The organism is Vibrio makurazakiensis (genome assembly GCF_050337375.1).
Classification (GTDB): Bacteria; Pseudomonadota; Gammaproteobacteria; order Enterobacterales; family Vibrionaceae; genus Vibrio; species Vibrio makurazakiensis.
Window position 1 is genome coordinate 1 of record NZ_JAKJSW010000087.1, and the last position, 17437, is coordinate 17437.

15 protein-coding genes and 1 pseudogene are annotated in these 17437 nt (G+C 43.5%); 6 read left to right on the forward strand and 10 right to left on the reverse strand.

Going from position 1 to position 17437, the window contains the following annotated elements; translation table 11 throughout:
- The 3 genes and pseudogenes from L4C33_RS11540 to L4C33_RS11550 form a co-directional block, all read right to left on the reverse strand.
- Positions 1 to 481: pseudogene (locus L4C33_RS11540) on the reverse strand (integrase); the annotation flags it as partial.
- Positions 482 to 691: a MerR family transcriptional regulator gene (locus tag L4C33_RS11545; RefSeq protein ID WP_428812581.1), complete on the reverse strand. Its 210-nt coding sequence runs from the start codon at positions 689 to 691 to the stop codon at positions 482 to 484. It lies immediately after the preceding pseudogene.
- Positions 692 to 1371: 680 nt separating this feature from the next.
- A complete protein-coding gene (locus L4C33_RS11550) occupies positions 1372 to 3237 on the reverse strand; it encodes a fructose-specific PTS transporter subunit EIIC (RefSeq protein ID WP_428812582.1) in 1866 nt (621 codons plus the stop codon).
- A gap of 305 nt (positions 3238 to 3542) precedes the next feature.
- Here L4C33_RS11550 and L4C33_RS11555 point away from each other — a divergent pair, with 305 nt between their 5' ends.
- Positions 3543 to 3845: a PTS fructose transporter subunit IIB gene (locus tag L4C33_RS11555; RefSeq protein WP_146490320.1), complete on the forward strand. Its 303-nt coding sequence runs from the start codon at positions 3543 to 3545 to the stop codon at positions 3843 to 3845.
- A gap of 7 nt (positions 3846 to 3852) precedes the next feature.
- Positions 3853 to 4626, forward strand: a complete 774-nt coding sequence (locus L4C33_RS11560; RefSeq protein WP_146490319.1) for a PTS sugar transporter subunit IIA — start codon at positions 3853 to 3855, stop codon at positions 4624 to 4626.
- 20 nt (positions 4627 to 4646) lie between these two features.
- On the opposite strand, the gene L4C33_RS11565 is transcribed toward L4C33_RS11560, so the two are convergent.
- On the reverse strand, positions 4647 to 5486 hold the full coding sequence (locus L4C33_RS11565; RefSeq protein WP_428812583.1) for a helix-turn-helix transcriptional regulator: 840 nt from the start codon (positions 5484 to 5486) through the stop codon (positions 4647 to 4649).
- A 377-nt stretch (positions 5487 to 5863) separates the two neighbouring features.
- Here L4C33_RS11565 and L4C33_RS11570 point away from each other — a divergent pair, with 377 nt between their 5' ends.
- The 4 genes from L4C33_RS11570 to L4C33_RS11585 all read left to right on the forward strand — a co-directional run bounded on the left by L4C33_RS11570 (position 5864) and on the right by L4C33_RS11585 (position 11248).
- Complete coding sequence (locus L4C33_RS11570; protein WP_428812584.1) at positions 5864 to 7768, forward strand: PTS fructose transporter subunit IIABC; 1905 nt, start codon at positions 5864 to 5866, stop codon at positions 7766 to 7768.
- Positions 7769 to 7862: 94 nt separating this feature from the next.
- On the forward strand, positions 7863 to 9080 hold the full coding sequence (gene manA, locus L4C33_RS11575; RefSeq protein ID WP_428812585.1) for a mannose-6-phosphate isomerase, class I: 1218 nt from the start codon (positions 7863 to 7865) through the stop codon (positions 9078 to 9080).
- Between the two features lie 283 nt (positions 9081 to 9363).
- Positions 9364 to 9804: a PTS sugar transporter subunit IIA gene (locus L4C33_RS11580; RefSeq protein ID WP_428812586.1), complete on the forward strand. Its 441-nt coding sequence runs from the start codon at positions 9364 to 9366 to the stop codon at positions 9802 to 9804.
- A gap of 13 nt (positions 9805 to 9817) precedes the next feature.
- Positions 9818 to 11248, forward strand: a complete 1431-nt coding sequence (locus L4C33_RS11585; RefSeq protein WP_428812587.1) for a PTS fructose transporter subunit IIBC — start codon at positions 9818 to 9820, stop codon at positions 11246 to 11248.
- Positions 11249 to 11545: 297 nt separating this feature from the next.
- On the opposite strand, the gene L4C33_RS11590 is transcribed toward L4C33_RS11585, so the two are convergent.
- From L4C33_RS11590 to L4C33_RS11615, 6 genes are all read right to left on the reverse strand, one after another.
- The gene (locus L4C33_RS11590) at positions 11546 to 12022 is read right to left on the reverse strand and encodes a GNAT family N-acetyltransferase (RefSeq protein ID WP_428812588.1); all 477 of its coding nucleotides are present in this window, start codon (positions 12020 to 12022) and stop codon (positions 11546 to 11548) included.
- Positions 12023 to 12127: 105 nt separating this feature from the next.
- Positions 12128 to 12991 (reverse strand): YDG/SRA domain-containing protein, encoded by an 864-nt coding sequence (locus L4C33_RS11595; protein WP_428812589.1) that lies wholly within the window; start codon positions 12989 to 12991, stop codon positions 12128 to 12130.
- Positions 12992 to 13138: 147 nt separating this feature from the next.
- Positions 13139 to 13669 (reverse strand): hypothetical protein, encoded by a 531-nt coding sequence (locus tag L4C33_RS11600; RefSeq protein ID WP_428812590.1) that lies wholly within the window; start codon positions 13667 to 13669, stop codon positions 13139 to 13141.
- A 284-nt stretch (positions 13670 to 13953) separates the two neighbouring features.
- On the reverse strand, positions 13954 to 15330 hold the full coding sequence (locus L4C33_RS11605) for a DUF1254 domain-containing protein (RefSeq protein WP_428812591.1): 1377 nt from the start codon (positions 15328 to 15330) through the stop codon (positions 13954 to 13956).
- Between the two features lie 88 nt (positions 15331 to 15418).
- Positions 15419 to 16222 (reverse strand): hypothetical protein, encoded by an 804-nt coding sequence (locus L4C33_RS11610; protein ID WP_428812592.1) that lies wholly within the window; start codon positions 16220 to 16222, stop codon positions 15419 to 15421.
- A 303-nt stretch (positions 16223 to 16525) separates the two neighbouring features.
- A partial coding sequence (locus L4C33_RS11615; protein ID WP_428812593.1) for a heavy metal sensor histidine kinase occupies positions 16526 to 17437 on the reverse strand: 912 nt, incomplete at its 5' end.

The window sequence follows — 17437 nt, forward strand, 5'->3', positions numbered from 1 at the left end:
TCTTATTGTTGAGCTGACGATTACTTAACTCTGAATAGTATTTCGAAAGGAATTCATTGATGTGCTGTAACTTGATCGATTTGGTTGGCAACCGCCCCATGAACTCATCAAGGCGGTAACAGTCCCTCTCCAAATTTCGATAAACGTCTTTGGAAAGTCGTTCTTCTTTCTTCACACGTGACAACACTAATGGAAGCCACTCTTTTAAAGACCGATTAAATTTATCCTTGCGGCCTTTAGAGACAGCTTTGCGAAATGGGGTCATCTCAGAAAGGGAAAACGCGCTTCCTAGCTCAGGGCGATACTGTAAGTTATAAACATGCGCAGCTTGTATCGCTTCTTGCTCTACAGTCCCGATAGGAAATAGCTTCTTCACACCATCTACGGTCGTAAACCGAAATCGAGATTGACCCCTATGACTCATTTTCACCAAGAATGGAGGGTAATGAGCCGTTTCTTTGCTTCTAGCTCTACCAACCATTTATGACTCCAAGAATCTTAGAAGTTCACTCACTCTATCTACAGGATTYCCTATCTCGTCATCCACACAGACTAAGTATCGTCCACTTGGAGTTCGARTACCTTCAAGCTTGCCGAGCTTTATCCAGTTAATAATGGTYGTATTACACATTCCTGAGTCAGGGTAAAACTCATCAATAAATTGTCTCGGTCTGATTTTTCGCATCGCCATATTGCTCTCCTTACCTTTCTCATTACATGAGAATTAAGATCTTTCATCTGAGTAAGAAAAAMTATGCACGCTTTTTTCAGTGATRTTCTATTTRCGCAGYAATTAGTGACAAAGGGRCTTRGTTGCCTGCTAACATCGATATTTAGTCCACAGAGGGTGGACTTATACAGTAGTGTCAAAAATCTAAGATATTGATTTAGYTTACTTAGTTAATTTTCTTTTTAGACCATCTTTCAACGCAGATTTACTAGATATGCTTCTTCTAAACACTTGAAAGTAAAATAAATCAACACGTTACAGCTAGTCTTTCTACCAACATCGGGCTTTCACCGTTTCTGAGCCCTCAAAAACGTTAAAAATCTCGCGCAATACACTGAAATCAATCAACTTTCCCCTCCCCTACTTTATCCCTAGATCGTATGGATGGACTGATACAGTCGTTTCTTTGATAAAAAACTTTGGCACATTTCTAGCGAAGTTAAACTATGAGAAGACTGTATCCCCCCAGTTTGTTAAGAATCAGAAATTGAGCTGAGAATCTGAAGGTAAAGTGTTGGGATGCTGTGCACGCAGCAATCTAAGAGGCTAATATCAGTTCTTTTAGATATAAGATTATATAGCTTGGTTCATACCGTGTACCCTAATTACCGGAACGCCAACCTATTGAGCTTCTATTTCTATTAGACTTTCCTCACTATCAGCGCCTGCGCATTAAGCATCGCCTCTTTGGTGCTGACATCTAACGTTTTCACGTTCGCAAAGCGTTCAACTTCCTTAATCGCCACGTCATGAGCAAAGATCACCAACCTTGCCCTTTCAATGTCTTTTCGTGTAATGCGATTGCCTATTCCGTTCGCACCCTGTGTTTCGACTTTGATCCGAACCCCAAGATGATGCGCCGCTTTCTCTAACGATTTTGCTGCTAAGAAAGTATGTGCGACACCTGACGGGCAGGAAGTAATCGCGAGTACATCCGCTTGCCCTTCTTCCGTCACCGAACCACCCGCAAACTGATTAGAGCGAGCCTCATCTTCAACCACATTCTTCTTCAACAATATAACGATAAACGCAGTAGTAAGAGCGCCAGCCAATGTGCCAATGATGTAGCCAATTTTACCATCCACAACAGGCAGAACAATCCAGCCTCCCCATGGGGCATGGTTTACCACATGAAACATAAAGCCGACCACGTTACCGACAATACCACCAGCAACCACCGCAGGAAGAACACGTGCTGGGTCTGCTGCTGCAAATGGAATCGCGCCTTCACTAATGCCAATCATTCCCATGATGCCCGCCGCTTTGCCCGCTTCGCGTTCGTCTCTTTTGAACTTCTTCGGCGATATAAAAGTCGCGAGAGCCATGCCCAGTGGCGGCGTACAAATCGCAATGCCAACGCCACCCATCAACCAAGGCTGGGTATTTACCTGCGTTTGAGCAAACAGCGTTGCGACCTTGTTGATTGGGCCACCCATATCAAAGGCCGTCATCGCGCCTAAAATACTGCCGAGCACCATTTTTCCCGAGCCTGCCATGCCAGTCAGCATCTGGTTCATCTCAAGCATCACTTGGGCTATCGGAGAGCCAATCACCCACGTCACAGCGCCACAAGTGACGAAAGTACCGACGAGTGGATAGATGAAGATAGAGCTCAACGAGATCATACTGTCTGGCAGTTTGATCTTCTTGAGGAGATTCACCACAAAGCCAGCGAAGAAACCGACCACAATCGCGCCGAGGAAGCCGGTATTGTATTGATTCACCGCCACCCAAGAACCAATCATTCCTGGAGCTAAACCCGGTTTGTCGGCCATCGAATACGCGATATAACCGCCCAGCACCGCAGTAAACAGTGTTAAGCCCGCGATGCCCATMTGTGCGATGTCCGCCAGAACTCCGCTCTCAGGCACAGCACCATGGCCCGAAATCATCACCGACAAAGACAACAAAACACCACCCGCGACCACAAAGGGAATCATGTGTGAGGTGCCGTATAACAAGTGCTCTTTAAGGCGATTCAGCGACTGCGCCCAAGGGCTAAGTGGCTCGACGTAAACTTCATGATAGCTTGAGGCATAACTATCGAACGATTCAGAATTGGCTTCGAGAAACAGCTCTTGAGCTTCCTCAACCGACTCGACTGCCTTTAATTTTGTAACAAAGCCATCTTCAATCAATTTGGTCGAGATCTGAGCCAGTACCTCGATATGGTGGTCGTCATTGTTGTCTGGTGAAGCGAGCATAAAAAACACATCCGACAGTTCACCGCCATCGGCACCATAATCAATGCCCGTTCGGCTGATACCTACCGCGACGGCAGGTTTAGCAACGGCGGTACTTTTCGCGTGTGGAATAGCGATACCATCGTCAAAGCCCGTGTTACCTATGGCTTCACGCTTCCAAATGTCATCAAGGAATTCACTTTTATTAGAGAGCTTACCGGCACGATCGAGTAACTCGACTAGCTCTTCAAATACCGCCTGTTTAGAGTCGGCTTGTAGTTCCAAGCAGATAATCTCGGGCTCGATAATGTCAGTGATATCCATATGTTGATCTGCCTCACCTGATTTCAGACTGAAGTAATTAGGTTCTTCCGACCTAAGTTAAAATTCGATGTTAATAAGATGAAAAGATTAACGGTGTGAGGGCACTCAATATATAGGACGAAAGGTGCATTAACTGGATTATTGTAACCAAGAACTCAGAGTGTGACGTCCACCTTAGAATAAAAAACGCCAATCCATAAAATCCACAGAACCCATAAACGTATCGCCCCTACTGTATGCTCCCGGTCTATACTGGGTTTTCCCATACGAGAGAGTAAAGTGGCGAGATTAAGCCGAGAATAATAATGAAAATTGTAGCGGTAACTGCGTGCCCTACAGGCATTGCGCACACCTATATGGCAGCTGATGCATTAAATAAAACAGCCCCTAAATTCAACGTTTCAATCAAGGTTGAAACACAAGGCGCTATGGGTATTGAAAACTTACTCTCTGCACAGGACATTAGCCTCGCAGACAAAGTGTTGATCGTCTCTGATATCGACATTGAACAACCAAGCCGCTTCGACCCTGCTAAAACCTTATTCATTCCTATGGAAGAGGTGCTGTTAAGCGTCGACAAGGTTTTTATTAAGCATTGTCGAGCTTAAACCTTTCATGAATGAATATCAGATTACCTTCTTCGTTGACGATCCTGCCGCGAACTCACACGTCGCGCAGCCACTTAGCCGCTTGGCTAAAAAATTCAAAAGTACCATCCGTATTATCAACATCACTCAAAACCGAACTGCCGATCTCTCCAAATCTGTCGCGATGTTACAAGTGGGTTTACTCCGAGGGGATTTGTGCCAGATTACCGCTGTGGGTATTGATGCAGAGCTGGCCTGTTTCGTTCTTAAAGACGTGATTGCCGAGCATTACGCTATGGTTGGTTCGCAAGTGAATCATGAGTTCTCCAAGGATCTAATCCAGCGCATGCCGCAGATATGTCCACCTTGTGAGATCAATTGGCATCATGCTAAAGCTCAAACCCAACTGACTAAATTTGAATGCCTAAAAGGGCTCGCTCATCTAGTGTATCCACAAGATCCGGATGAACTGATTCTGGCGTTTATTAAACGAGAAGAACGCTCCTCTACCTGCGTTTCACCGGGGATCGCGCTGCCACATGTGATGTTTGAATCGACTCAAGATCTCTCAATTGCGGTCATCGTCAGTGACGACCCGATTGATTGGGCATCACGTATTGGCGAAGTACACGTTGCTATCGCTTTAGTGCTACCAACCAAACCACAACGAGAGCATATTGTGGCAGCTACCAACCTAACCAGAAATCTGCTTCACGATCAGGTCAACGAACGTTTACAGAAGACCCGCAGCAGCGTCGATCTGCAAGCCCTGTTGATGTACATCTCTTCACGCCTTATTTAATTCATCGAATAGCCTTGGGGCTAGATTGAACCACGATATTCGGTTGGAGTTTTTCCGGTTCGGTTTTTAAATACTCGGCAGAAGTAGTTCACATCTTTGAAGCCGCAACGAACCGACACTTCATTGAGCTTGAAGTTGTACTTCTTGAGCATGAACTTAGCGCGGTCAACTCGCACACGGGTGATGTATTCTGCTAGCGTCATGTGGCCTTGTTGACGGAACATTCGCGACAAGTGGTTCGATGAAATGCTAAAGCGCGAGGCGATGCTGTCTCGGGTGATTTGGCGGTGGAAGTTCTCTTGAATGTAGATACAAATCCCCTGATACACATCCTGAACTCGGCTGTGAGATTTTTCGACAGGCGCATCCAACATCGTCTTACTGTATTGAAGTAGCGCTTGCAGCAATAACTCATCCATAGGCTGCTTGTTACTCTCCCTCGCGAGTGAGCTGAGCGCTTCTAGAATGTTATCAATCGCAAAGCCAGAGCGAGTCTGAATACTGTGCTTTTTAATATCGTAAAAACTCTCCTCACCTTTGCGTTTGCTCACCAAACTTAAACCCAGCTGACGACGACCAAACAACATACTTAACACTGAACAGTCAGTGTCCCAATTGGGTTTATTCCAACAGTTGGGTGGGATGAAAATCGCGTCTCCGGCTTTGGCTATAACGTTGGTGATCTTGCGGTCATGGCTTTCCATTTCATTAATATACTCTCCGTCTAGCACCAGCTCTAAGCGCGGAAAGTTCACCTGATAACTGCATGCTGAAGGTGTATGAAAATCTCCAGCAAACCAGATGTTATGAAACGGTTCTCGCTCATTTAACACAGACGAGATTAAGTCATGAAATATCATTATTCGAACTCTAGTGGGCAGCAATAAGGCTACGGGAATAGATATACCCCTTAGTGAAACATAGCGCTATTGAGCAAAATCACAATTTGAGATCTAGGTTACAAAAATCCAGTCGTGGAAATAAATCTCCAGTCACAAATCTGATATAGCACGTAATCCCCCTGAGAACCCAACACGCTGCAGCCCTTATAAATAAAAGCCTAAGCACCTCAAAACCGCTGTCAACAGTGATCGAAAAACGCACCACTAACCGATCAAAATCACACTCCATTTAGAACGCATCAATCATCCAGTAAATGCATTTTTTCTTCACTACAGAAGGTAAGCCGTAGATTCCAGAATACCCCTAATAAAATAAAAAAGAGTAGGGGTTCATTATGATCACAACATTGATCAATCAAGATTTGATTAAGCTTTCGCTTAGCGCTGATTCAAAAGAAGAAGTATTCAAAGAGCTGATAGACGTGCTTTATGCACAAGGTCGAATTTCAGACAAAGCACAGTTCCTTGCCGACATTAAAGCTCGTGAAGAGCAAGGTAATACCGGGTTTGAAGAAGGCATTGCTCTACCACACGCGAAAAGCAGCGCGGTGATCAAACCCGCGGTTGTTATCGGCGTCCACAAGCAGGGCATCGAGTACGGTGCCGATGACGGCCAGCCATCAAAACTGTTCTTTATGATTGCGTCTCCCGATGGCGGCGACAACCATCACATTGAAGTACTGGCAGAGCTTTCTTCAAAACTGATTGAAGAAGGTTTTATCGAAAATTTCATGAATGCTGACTCTGAACAAGCGGCGTTGGAACTGCTGCTGACGAAACCAGAGCCAGTTCAAACCGAAGAGATAACAGAAAAACAAGGCTTCATCATAGGTGTGACAGGTTGCCCAGCTGGCGTGGCGCACACCTATTTGGCAGCAGAGGCGTTAGAGAAAGGCGCAGCAGCACTTGGCTACGATGTTAAGGTTGAAACCAACGGTTCTATCGGCGTTAAAAACAGCCCTACTCAAGAAGAAATAGAACGTGCCGACGCGATTGTCGTGGCTTGTGACAAGCAAGTCGATATGGCTCGCTTTGCTGGCAAACGTGTTATCTGCACCAACGTAAAAGCACCAATCAAAGACGCGCAAGGCTTGATTAAACAAGCACTCAACGCGCCAATCTACCAAGCAGAACAAGCGCCGACCAATCAATCCGTTGCCGAAAAAGCCTCACAAGCGCGTTCAGACCTTTATCGTTACTTGATGAATGGCGTATCACACATGATTCCATTCGTAGTGACGGGCGGTCTATTGATTGCCCTAGCCCTAGCGATTGGTGGTGAGCCAAGCGAATCTGGCATGGCAATTCCTGCTGGTAGCATGTGGAACCAAATCCTAGAAGTGGGCGTGGTTGCCTTCACCCTAATGATCCCAATTTTGGCTGGCTACATTGCTTACGCGATTGCTGACCGCCCTGCTCTAACCCCAGGCTTGATTGGCGGTTGGATTGCCAACAATGGCTCTTTCTATGGCGCTGACGCAGGTACAGGCTTCATTGGCGCAATCATCGCCGGTCTATTAGTCGGTTACTTCGTTAAGTGGATTACCTCGTTTAACTACCACAAATTCGTTCAGCCGCTTGTGCCTATCATGATCGCTCCGATCACTGGTTCTCTATTCATCGCAGGTCTGTTCATCTTCGTCATTGGTGCTCCAATTGCTGGATTGATGGATGCGCTTACTGCGCTGCTAACCAGCATGAGCACAGGTAACGTGGTACTACTTGGCATCGTCTTGGGTGGTATGGCTGGCTTTGATATGGGTGGCCCGTTCAATAAAGTCGCGTTCCTGTTCTCGGTTGGCATGATTGCTAGTGGTCAAACTCAATTCATGGGTGCAATGGCATGTGCAATTCCTGTGGCTCCACTTGGTATGGCTATCGCAACCAGAATCGGCCGTAAGTTTGACCTGTTCGAATCTTCTGAAATTGAAGCAGGCAAAGCTGCAGGTGCGATGGGCTTAGTGGGTATCTCTGAAGGTGCGATTCCTTTCGCCGCTCAAGACCCAATGTCAGTTATCCCTGCCAACGTACTTGGCTCAATGACAGCTGCGGTTATGGCGTTTTCATTTGGCATCACCAACAGCGTTGCTCACGGTGGTCCAGTCGTAGCTCTACTTGGCGCAATGAACTACCCACTGCTAGCACTGGTGTGCATGGCGTCTGGTGCGGGCGTAACTGCGGTTACTTGTATCGCGCTTAAAAATCTACGCAAAGCCAAGCTAACAACAGCAGCGGCTTAAGCCATTTCAACTCCAATGGCTTGAGCCCACTCTACTCTCACATTTCATTAGGCCGAGTAGAGCTCAAGCCATGTTTCCTTTCATAGTGATTTCGATGTCTGATTTTTCTTTAGCGAACGATTCGTTCGCGCAACGCTTTTTCTACCCTATGACCAACGTAATTCAAAACTACGCATGGGGTAGCCCGTCTTCATTCAGCCAACTGTTTGGTATTGATAACCAGTCTGGTGAGCCACAAGCAGAGATCTGGATGGGGGCTCACCCGAATGGTTGCTCAATGGTGACCGACAATGGTCAGCAAACCACGTTGTCGAACTTGATTTCTAAGAATCTAAACCTGTTTCTAAGCGAGAAAGTCGCGAGTCGTTTTGGCGAGCTACCATACCTTTTTAAGGTGTTGGCAGCGGAGAAAGCGCTGTCTGTACAAGTACACCCAAACAAGAAACAAGCCGAATCTGGCTATGCTCTAGAAGAGCAGCAAGGCATTCCAATGACCGCGGGCAACCGTAATTACAAGGATGCCAACCACAAGCCAGAACTGGTGTATGCCCTAACCGACTACACGGCGATGAATGGCTTTAGATCGATAAGCGAGATCCTCGAACATTTTCATTACCTCGATATTCCAGAGTTGCATTCGATGGTCAACGATCTCGAGGGTGACCAAACTCCCAATGGATTAGCCTGTTTCTTTGCAAGCTTGTTGTCTCTGGAAGGTGAGCAAAAAGGCATGGCGTTAACCATGCTACAGATGAAGGCTAAGCTTTCTGATAAACGTGTATTCCAATTGATTTCAGAGCTTGAAGCTCAATACCCTGGTGATGTCGGCTTGTTCGCTCCACTGCTATTGAATGTGATTACCCTAAAACCAGGGCAAGCCATGTACCTTGATGCCGAAACGCCTCACGCTTACATCAAAGGCACAGGCTTAGAGATCATGGCGAACTCAGACAATGTACTGCGTGCCGGGTTAACGCCTAAGTACATGGACGTGAATGAGCTTGTCTCTTGTACTCGATTTAATGAGAAACCTGCGGATAGATTACTGCTAAGCCCGATAGAGCAAGGTGATGTGATGGAATACCAAATTCCAGTCGAGGATTTTAAGTTTTCTATCGTGCAAAACTCACATCAACGACAGGTCACGACCGAAGGTGCCGAGATCCTATTGCCTCTCGATGAATCTATGGTGCTCACTCATCAATGTGGTGAAACCTGCGTAATTGAGAAAGGCCAGTCGGTGTTTATTCCTGCTTATGCTGAGAGTTACAAACTGGACTGCGTTGGACGTGTAGCTCGCGCTTATAGCTAGCTCTCTAGCAACTCACAAGACACTCTTCATGCCCTGCTTTTGCGGGGCATTTTTGTTTCTACAGTTTTTTCGTTTTCTACAGCTCTTTTCTTCCTACAGAAAGTTATTTCAACACCGAAATACACCATCAAATATGACCCATCTCACACTGGATGAATGATGCAAATCACACTTAATTTTGCTTGGTACAAATGTACAGTGAAGGGCTTTTATTTGCTATTTCGCGAATCAGGTTAATCCATTAATTTTAATTCAAGAACTTCAATAGTGAATGAGTTAATAAATGATCACACAGCTAACTAACGTCAACTTAATTAATAACAACCTTCAAGCGAATAATAAAAAAGAACTGTTTGAAGAATTGGCAGGCATGTTATTTGAAAACAAACGAATCAGTAATAAAGAAACCTTCTTGGCAGACATCGAAATTCGTGAATCTCAAAGCATTACCTCAATGGACGGCATCGCTTACCCACACTCAAAAAGCAAGTCAGTAACTGAGCCTGCGATTGCTGTCGGTGTTAAGCGTGAAGGCATTGAGTATGGCGATGAAGACGGCATTAATCCAACCGTGTTTTTTATGATCGCTTCACCAGACAACGGTGCTGACCATCATATTTATGTACTACAAGAACTATTTGGAAAATTCAGTGATGACTTTATCCAAAATATCCATAACGCAAAAGATGAACATCAAATCCTTAATATTTTAATTAATTCATAAGGCGTAGACAATTATGAGCACCCTAGCAAACCAAGCTACGAATACCAGTAGCAATTCTAATAAAACAAATAAGAATAGTAGTAGCGACTATAAAAAAATCCTTAGTACCATGAAAGGTCACCTGCTTTTTGGTACATCACACATGCTGCCTTTCATCGTAGCCGGTGGTGTTCTGTTGGCTTTAGCGGTAATGGCATCAGGTAAAGGTGCAGTTCCAGCAGACGGCTTGCTGGCAGACATCTCTAATATCGGTATCAAAGGCCTTGTTCTTTTCCCAATCATTCTTGGCGGCTTTATTGGTTACTCAATTGCAGATAAACCAGCACTAGCACCTGCGATGATCTCTTCTGGCATCATGGCAGACATGGGCGGCGGCTTCCTTGGTTGTATCGTGGCTGGCTTTATTGCAGGTGGCGTGGTACTTCAACTTAAGAAGATCCCACTTTCTACCAACATGACAGCGTTAGGTGCGTACTTCATCTACCCGCTTCTAGGCACATTAATCTCTGCAGGTATCGTACTGTGGGGCATCGGTGAACCAATCAAGCTGTTCATGTCATCAATGAACGAGTTCCTAGCGTCAATGGCTGGCGCATCTAAGATGGTTCTAGGCACAATCCTTGGTGGTATGACGGCATTTGATATGGGCGGCCCTATCAACAAAGTAGCAACCCTATTTGCTCAAACTCAAGTAGACACACAACCATGGCTAATGGGCGGCGTRGGCATTGCGATTTGTACACCACCTCTAGGCATGGCACTGGCGACGTTCCTATTCAAAAACAAGTTCTCTAAACAAGAACAAGAAGCAGGTAAAGCGGCTGCAATCATGGGTTCTATCGGTATCTCTGAAGGCGCTATCCCGTTCGCAGCGAACGACCCAATGCGCGTACTTCCTTCAATTGTTGCCGGTGGTATCGTTGGCTGTGTGTTCGGCTTCATGACAGACGTTCTACTGCACGCACCATGGGGCGGCCTAATCACTGCGCCAGTATCAAGCAACATTCCTATGTACGTAGTGGGTATTGCACTTGGCTCATTAACTACAGCCGTTATCGTTGGCTTCTGGAAACCTGTCGCGGTAGAAACAGACGAAGACATGACTGAAGCGCCAGTACAAGCTCAAACAGCGCCTGTAGCAGGCGAAGGCGAGTACGACATCGTAGCAGTAACATGTTGCCCTTCTGGTGTTGCACACACCTTCATGGCAGCAAAAGCACTAGAAAAAGCAGGCTTAGCAGCAGGCCTTAAGATTAAGGTAGAAACACAAGGTCAAAACGGTATTCAGAACCGCATCAGCGACCTAGATGTTGCGAACGCAAGGTTGGTTATTTTGGCTCACGATATTCAAGTGAAAGACGCTCACCGCTTTGCTAACGCGAACGTGATTGAGTGTTCAACTAAGGAAGCAATGAAGAAAGCTACACAGATGGTCACCGCATAAACTTATTAGCTCCACCTCTAGAGTCCTTCCCCCAAGGGCTCTATTTTTAACTTTCGCAACAGAAACAAGATCTACTTATACAATCGTCTTTAGATAAAGCTTATAACCAATGCTATAAGCCTACACCTGAAGGAATTATGGCTGTAAAGGTGTCAGTCGTACAATCTTTGGTAACGCATATAACGCTAAACTAACTAAGACACACCGTTGCACCTCTATTTAAACCATTGTATCTCAGATATAAAACTCAACTTGAACTGAGGGTACTGAGAACTGGTAATCTATCTTCCACGCCCGTTATAACTGCCTTTCCATACGTAGAAGCCCCCAAACCTCACCGTCGAAAGAGCGAGTACTATTTTCAATTGATATCACTGAAAAACCCAATGACTCATAACAGTTCTTCGCCACTGTGTTTTGGTCAAACACTGCAAGTGATAACACGCTAGCGTTGTACTTTACTTTCGCTAATTCAACTAATTTACCCAGCATTAGCTTAGAGGTACCCTGACCACGAAAACCACTTGATACGAATACTCTACAAATTCGGAAATGGGAATCGGCTACTTTGACAAGTTCAACATAGCCAGCAGTTTCCCCTGAAACAACAAAGATAAAAGGGAGCACTTCAGGCTGAGAACAATGTTGGCTAATTTGCTCGAAATCCAAGGGAAATTCGAACTTTGGACCACCCCATAGATAGTTCAATTTGCCCGAATCAATCCAGCCAATAAGTAACTCATAGTCTTCCTTTTCAAATAATCTAAGTTCCATTTTTTCCTCAAAGGTTATAACGCTAAGCTAACGTGCTAAAAACCTTGGCATATACTTTTGCGAAGCAAAAATGCCAAGCGTTTTTAGTCACTGTTAAGCGCCTTGTTATGCATTTCTTTGATAGTGCTCGCGGTGGTATTTAATGAACCGAATGTCAATTTTGTGTTTATTGGAAACCGTTAGCTTACCTTGCAGTCCAATCAGAGTTAGGTCATCTGCAATAGTGAAACCACCATTGTCAAACATCACATGGTGGTTGGGGCACAAACATAAGATGTTATGTTCACTATCGGGACCATTATGAGGTTCACCGAGTGGCATAATATGAGCAGCTTCAGCATATAGGCCAGCAGTAGTTTGGATAGCTAACCCACAAATTTGGCATTCATAGTTGTACCACTGTTTAACATTTAAAGCCTTCTGATAATCGCGTACAACTCTGTTGGATGTGGAAGACTTTCTTTTTGGTGATTTATATTGGCCTGGAGGTTCCTGTACATCATTATCTATCGCAACTGTATCGTGAGCAACTAAGCGGTATCGCCAAATAATAAAGCCAGCTTTACCTGTTTCCTTCCAGTAATCCTCAACGAGATATAGACCTGAGTATTGATAACCTGAGTCCGGACTATATTCACTATTATGTTTGTGTCCTCGCGTCACTCGAACGGGTAAGCCTTCAGTTTTACTTTTAGCAAGAGCAAGATTAACTGAGTCTAAAATTTGGTCTGCAACCTGCTTCTTTTTGGTATCCTGGCCGCCAGCTCCGGTGTAAATTATTACATCACCAAAATCTTCATCATCTTCATAGCCACCAGATAATACTATTGAACCCGCCCCCTGATACTTTGAACCACTTATTCCAGCGACTAAGGGTCCATGAACACCAGCTTTAGAAAGTGTGTCTCTACTTTCAAACTTCCTGCCTATTTCAACACCCGAAATATGACCAAATACTCTTTTTTTCAAATATTACCTCCGAATGCATAACGCCTTGTTAAGGTGTGAAGCACGCAACCACGACACCTAATTTGACCACCGTAAACACTAAACGTGACCCAAACCAAAAATGCCAAGCGTGCTGAATCGATCTTAAATCGTTTGTTATAAATATGGTTACGATGAACTATCAATCTTACTCCACATCGCGTGAAACCCCATTTTTGACAGTTTTTGGTTATGAGACTGCTCCAATATCGAAAAACGAACAAAGTAAAACAGAGAGATACAGCAAAGCGAGAATTTACTTTTGGGCTCCATATCTTTCCAATTTATACCTTCATCTAGCCCAAAAACACCTAGGTCATGAGCCAATTTATGAATTTTTTGACGATGTTCAGATGAAAATGAATCATAAAAATTATTCATTCGATTTTTATCTATGGACTGTCCTAGATTGTGCGCAAAATCGTTACGCATTTTACCCAAGCACACAAGTGGCGCTTTCAATTCTGAAGCAATTCCGAGAGCTAAAGAAAGATGTACACGAGAAAAATAATCTAGTCGCATCTGTTTCAAGTGAGATGGTTCAGGGAACGAACTTTCAAGGAAATTAACAACAAGATGCTCAATATGTATATGTGTGTATATCACAGACTCGATGTCTGATTTATCAAGCAATAGGTCTTTAAAATCAACTTCATTCATGCCAATTCCCAATAATATTTATAACGCCGCATTAAGGTGGGAGCATGTGAACACAAAAGAAATAAAAATCAATACCTTAAGTTGAATTTCAATATATTTACTTTTCACATGTAGTAAATGTGTAGCCATACAACCTAATGTAAAATGCATCCCTGCTAGCATCCTTGCTTTTCCATGAACAAAAAAGGTTTACTACCTTCGTATAGTCTTAGTTTGAGATAGTTAGCGATTGAGTATTTGGACTGTCACAGTTAACGATTGAGTCACAATGCTGGCTCAAAATTTTATTGCCTGATCACTTGTGGCATTAAATACTTATTGTCCAGTACCTTTTGTGTCGGTTCATATAAGCGCATATGTAAATAAAAATCACCTTTGGGCGTTGGCAACCAGTTACATTGCTTATCTTCCGGTTGCTGATACTGAATACATACTGGTAAAGTCCCATCTTCAGCAAACTTTAGTTCTTCTTTTCTATTGGTAGAAATAGAATAACGGTCTATTTCGTTCTCCACCATAAATAGATTTTCAGCGTCATACATCGTTAGAGACCAGAATGCATCAGCAGGCGCGTCGACAGGCATTGTTATTCTGTAWTTAGACTGGCCTGACAATTGCTGACCGTTAGAATCTGTATATCGGTTAGGGTATAACGCTCGCTCGGGTACATTTAGCCCTGCCGCGCGCAAATTAATACTGGCTCGACTTAAGTAGTCATGACCATAACGGCCACCCTCAAACATCATAGACCAACCATTATTTGTCGTCCCGACGCTTCGACCTGCGTATTGAATTATTTTTTTAGCAGATTTAATTCCTCGCAATAACCCTTGTTTTTGAGCGTATGTCAGTTTATTCGCATCGAAAGGCTCTTCATTACCTATCCCTATATATTTAAACTGCTCTACGATGGCCGCATCTTCAGGGAGAGGGTTTTTCCTAATTTCTCTATCAATTAAAGCATACCAATTCAGACCATCAGGTGTTGTCATTGGAGGAACACCACTATCAGCTTTCGTTAACTTAACCGGGTTATGTTCATCGCCTAGCTCTGACAGCGGATATGTAATGAATTGATTGTGGACAGAAAGCGCATCAGGTTGGTCCTTCATGCCGAAGACACCTGTTCGGTGAATAAGCCATAACATAGGTGTTCGCGACTCTACTACATGGTCTATACCTTTTGGACGCTTGCCTTCCCACCCTTTATTAACTAACAAAATTTTACTACCTTCGATGCCAATATTATCTGCATAGAGATCTGTAATGGAATCTGAATACGCATCAAGAAGTTGTACAATATAGTAGCGGCTTTCCGTTGGGGGTACTTCTATAACCATTGGACCTACGAGGTTTAGGTCATAGTGAGCTTGAGAATACAATGTATCATTATTTACTGTAGGCACAATTCTATCTTGTGGACCAGCAAGACGTAATGTTTTCCCCATTTGGTTGATAGGTGCTAAAGCGTTATCTGTTGGCTGAGTTACCGATGTAGAGGTCTGCCTTACAGCTGCTACTGTAAGTGGACCAGCCCCATATATAAATGCTTGTACACCCAAATGGTACGCCAACTCTTCTTCCACATTAAATCTATCTTGTGCAAAAATAGGTGTGCTCAATAGAAACGCTGCAGCAAGTACGGACACGTTTTTTTTCATCTCTAAACCTCAATTTTTATCTTCATGGATAGCATAACCTTCCACTTATTCATCTAATTTTTAGAACTGACCAAGCATACTCTGYGGATTACAGTTGATAATTGAACTCAATTCTATGCCCACCATCTTCAAAGGCATTGTTCTCAGACCAGTTGGCAAAATAACGCACGTTAAACTTAGGATTGACCTGATAAGAGAGGGATATTTCATGATTTAGTACATTATCATCCCCTTCCATAGCTTGGTTTTGGTACTCATCGGAGCCTGACAAAGTTGAGGTCCACATTGGGTTATAGTTAAACCAAATGTCTTCTGTTAACTCCAACTTGGAATATGCGCCAACAACAGCAAACGTGCCGGGGATTGTATAACCACCCACTTTACGACCATCGTCTAAAATAGTGTTACCAAACGCTACCCCTGCTCCAGCTAGAGGGTAGAAGCTCAATGGCCCTAACTTGGGCAATGCTTGAATAAAACTGTATGAAGCGGTTCCGGCTTCATTACCTACGTCATAATTAACATCGACTTGAAAGGCTCTTCCATTTGTCAGATTAACTTCAAAATTTCGATACCTTAGTGAATCAACGCTGTTGTCTAATAGATCTTCGTCACTGTTGAAACCAGTCACATCACCTAAAAAGCCTTTCACTTCGAAAACATTCATGCCGGCCAAATTGTCTTCGCCAGTATCGTATGATTTACCTATTTTCAGGTTTAATCCCTTGTCCGTTGCGCCAACACCGACTTGAGTAAATACAGCTAACGGGTCAGACATGTCCTGAACATTTTCTTCAGCGAGACTTATTGGGACATAGAGTGATGGCAGGATACTTAATAGGCATAAATGTTTAGCTAATGAAGGTTGACGCTGTGGATAATTGTCTTTCAATTTATAGTTCCAAATGTTGTTTTGTTGGAACCAATAATAACGACACAGCTCTGACCTTAAGGGGTCGAGTAAATGACATTTTAGTCATTTTGGGGAATCAGTTAACTCTTGGGAAAGTAATAGAAAACACCGCGCTTTCGGATCACCTCTCCCAGATTTAGAAATAACAGTACCTGTTTAAAACTTTCAAGACGGTGGAAAGAACAAGTCAATAACTACCAGTCAAAGTAAAGCAAGGGGAAGGAATGAAGTAACTCTATATTGAAATAGAACTTAGGTTGAAATACCGCCAACTAAGGTGGCTTATTCATTGTTGCATTCAGTTTGAACGTAACCAAGGGTTAGGRTGAACGTCGTTTTTCCATTTTGAGATACCACAGCTACATTTCCATTATGTAATTGAGCAATTGATCGAGTTATGGGTAGCCCTAAACCAGAACCTGAACTAGAAGAATGAACTCTTGATTTATCAACACGGTAGAACCGTTCAAAAAGATGAGGGATAGAAGCGGCTGGAATTATATCCCCTTCATTTGTCAGCGACAGTTTAGTTTTCAGGCTACATTTTTGTATCTGTATTTTAATCGTACTATGCTCTCGACTATGCCTAACAGCATTAGACAGGAGATTACCAATAGCACGTTTAATCATGTTTTTATCCCCTATAAATTCAGCATCACCTACAACCTGAAACTGCAAAGACTTTTCTTCAGCCGCTAACTCATAATACTCTACAAGATCCCTAGAAACTTGGCATAGGTCGAAGGACTCAATAGTTTTCAATAAAAGGTTATGCTCTGACTTTGCAAGATATAACACGTCAGAAATTGTTTTAGATAATCTAGTTAACTCTTCAGAAGTTGAAACTAATATATCTTGATATTCTTCTAATGAGCGCCCTTTAGAAAGTGCCACATGTGTTTGCGTCATCATATTTGCAATAGGGGTTCGTAATTCATGAGCAATATCAGATGAAAACTCAGATAGTCGTTCGAAGTCACCTTCTAATCTATCAAGCATGTCATTGAAACTAATGACTAATGGTAAAAGTTCTGTTGGGAAGTCATTGTTTGAAATGCGAACATCAAGCCTATTGGTTGATACTGTTCGAACGCGACTTTCTAACTTATGAAGAGGTTTCAACTCTTTATTTACGACTAACCACCCTAAGAGGCCACAGATTAAACTAGCGATAATCGTTGTAAATACAAGAAT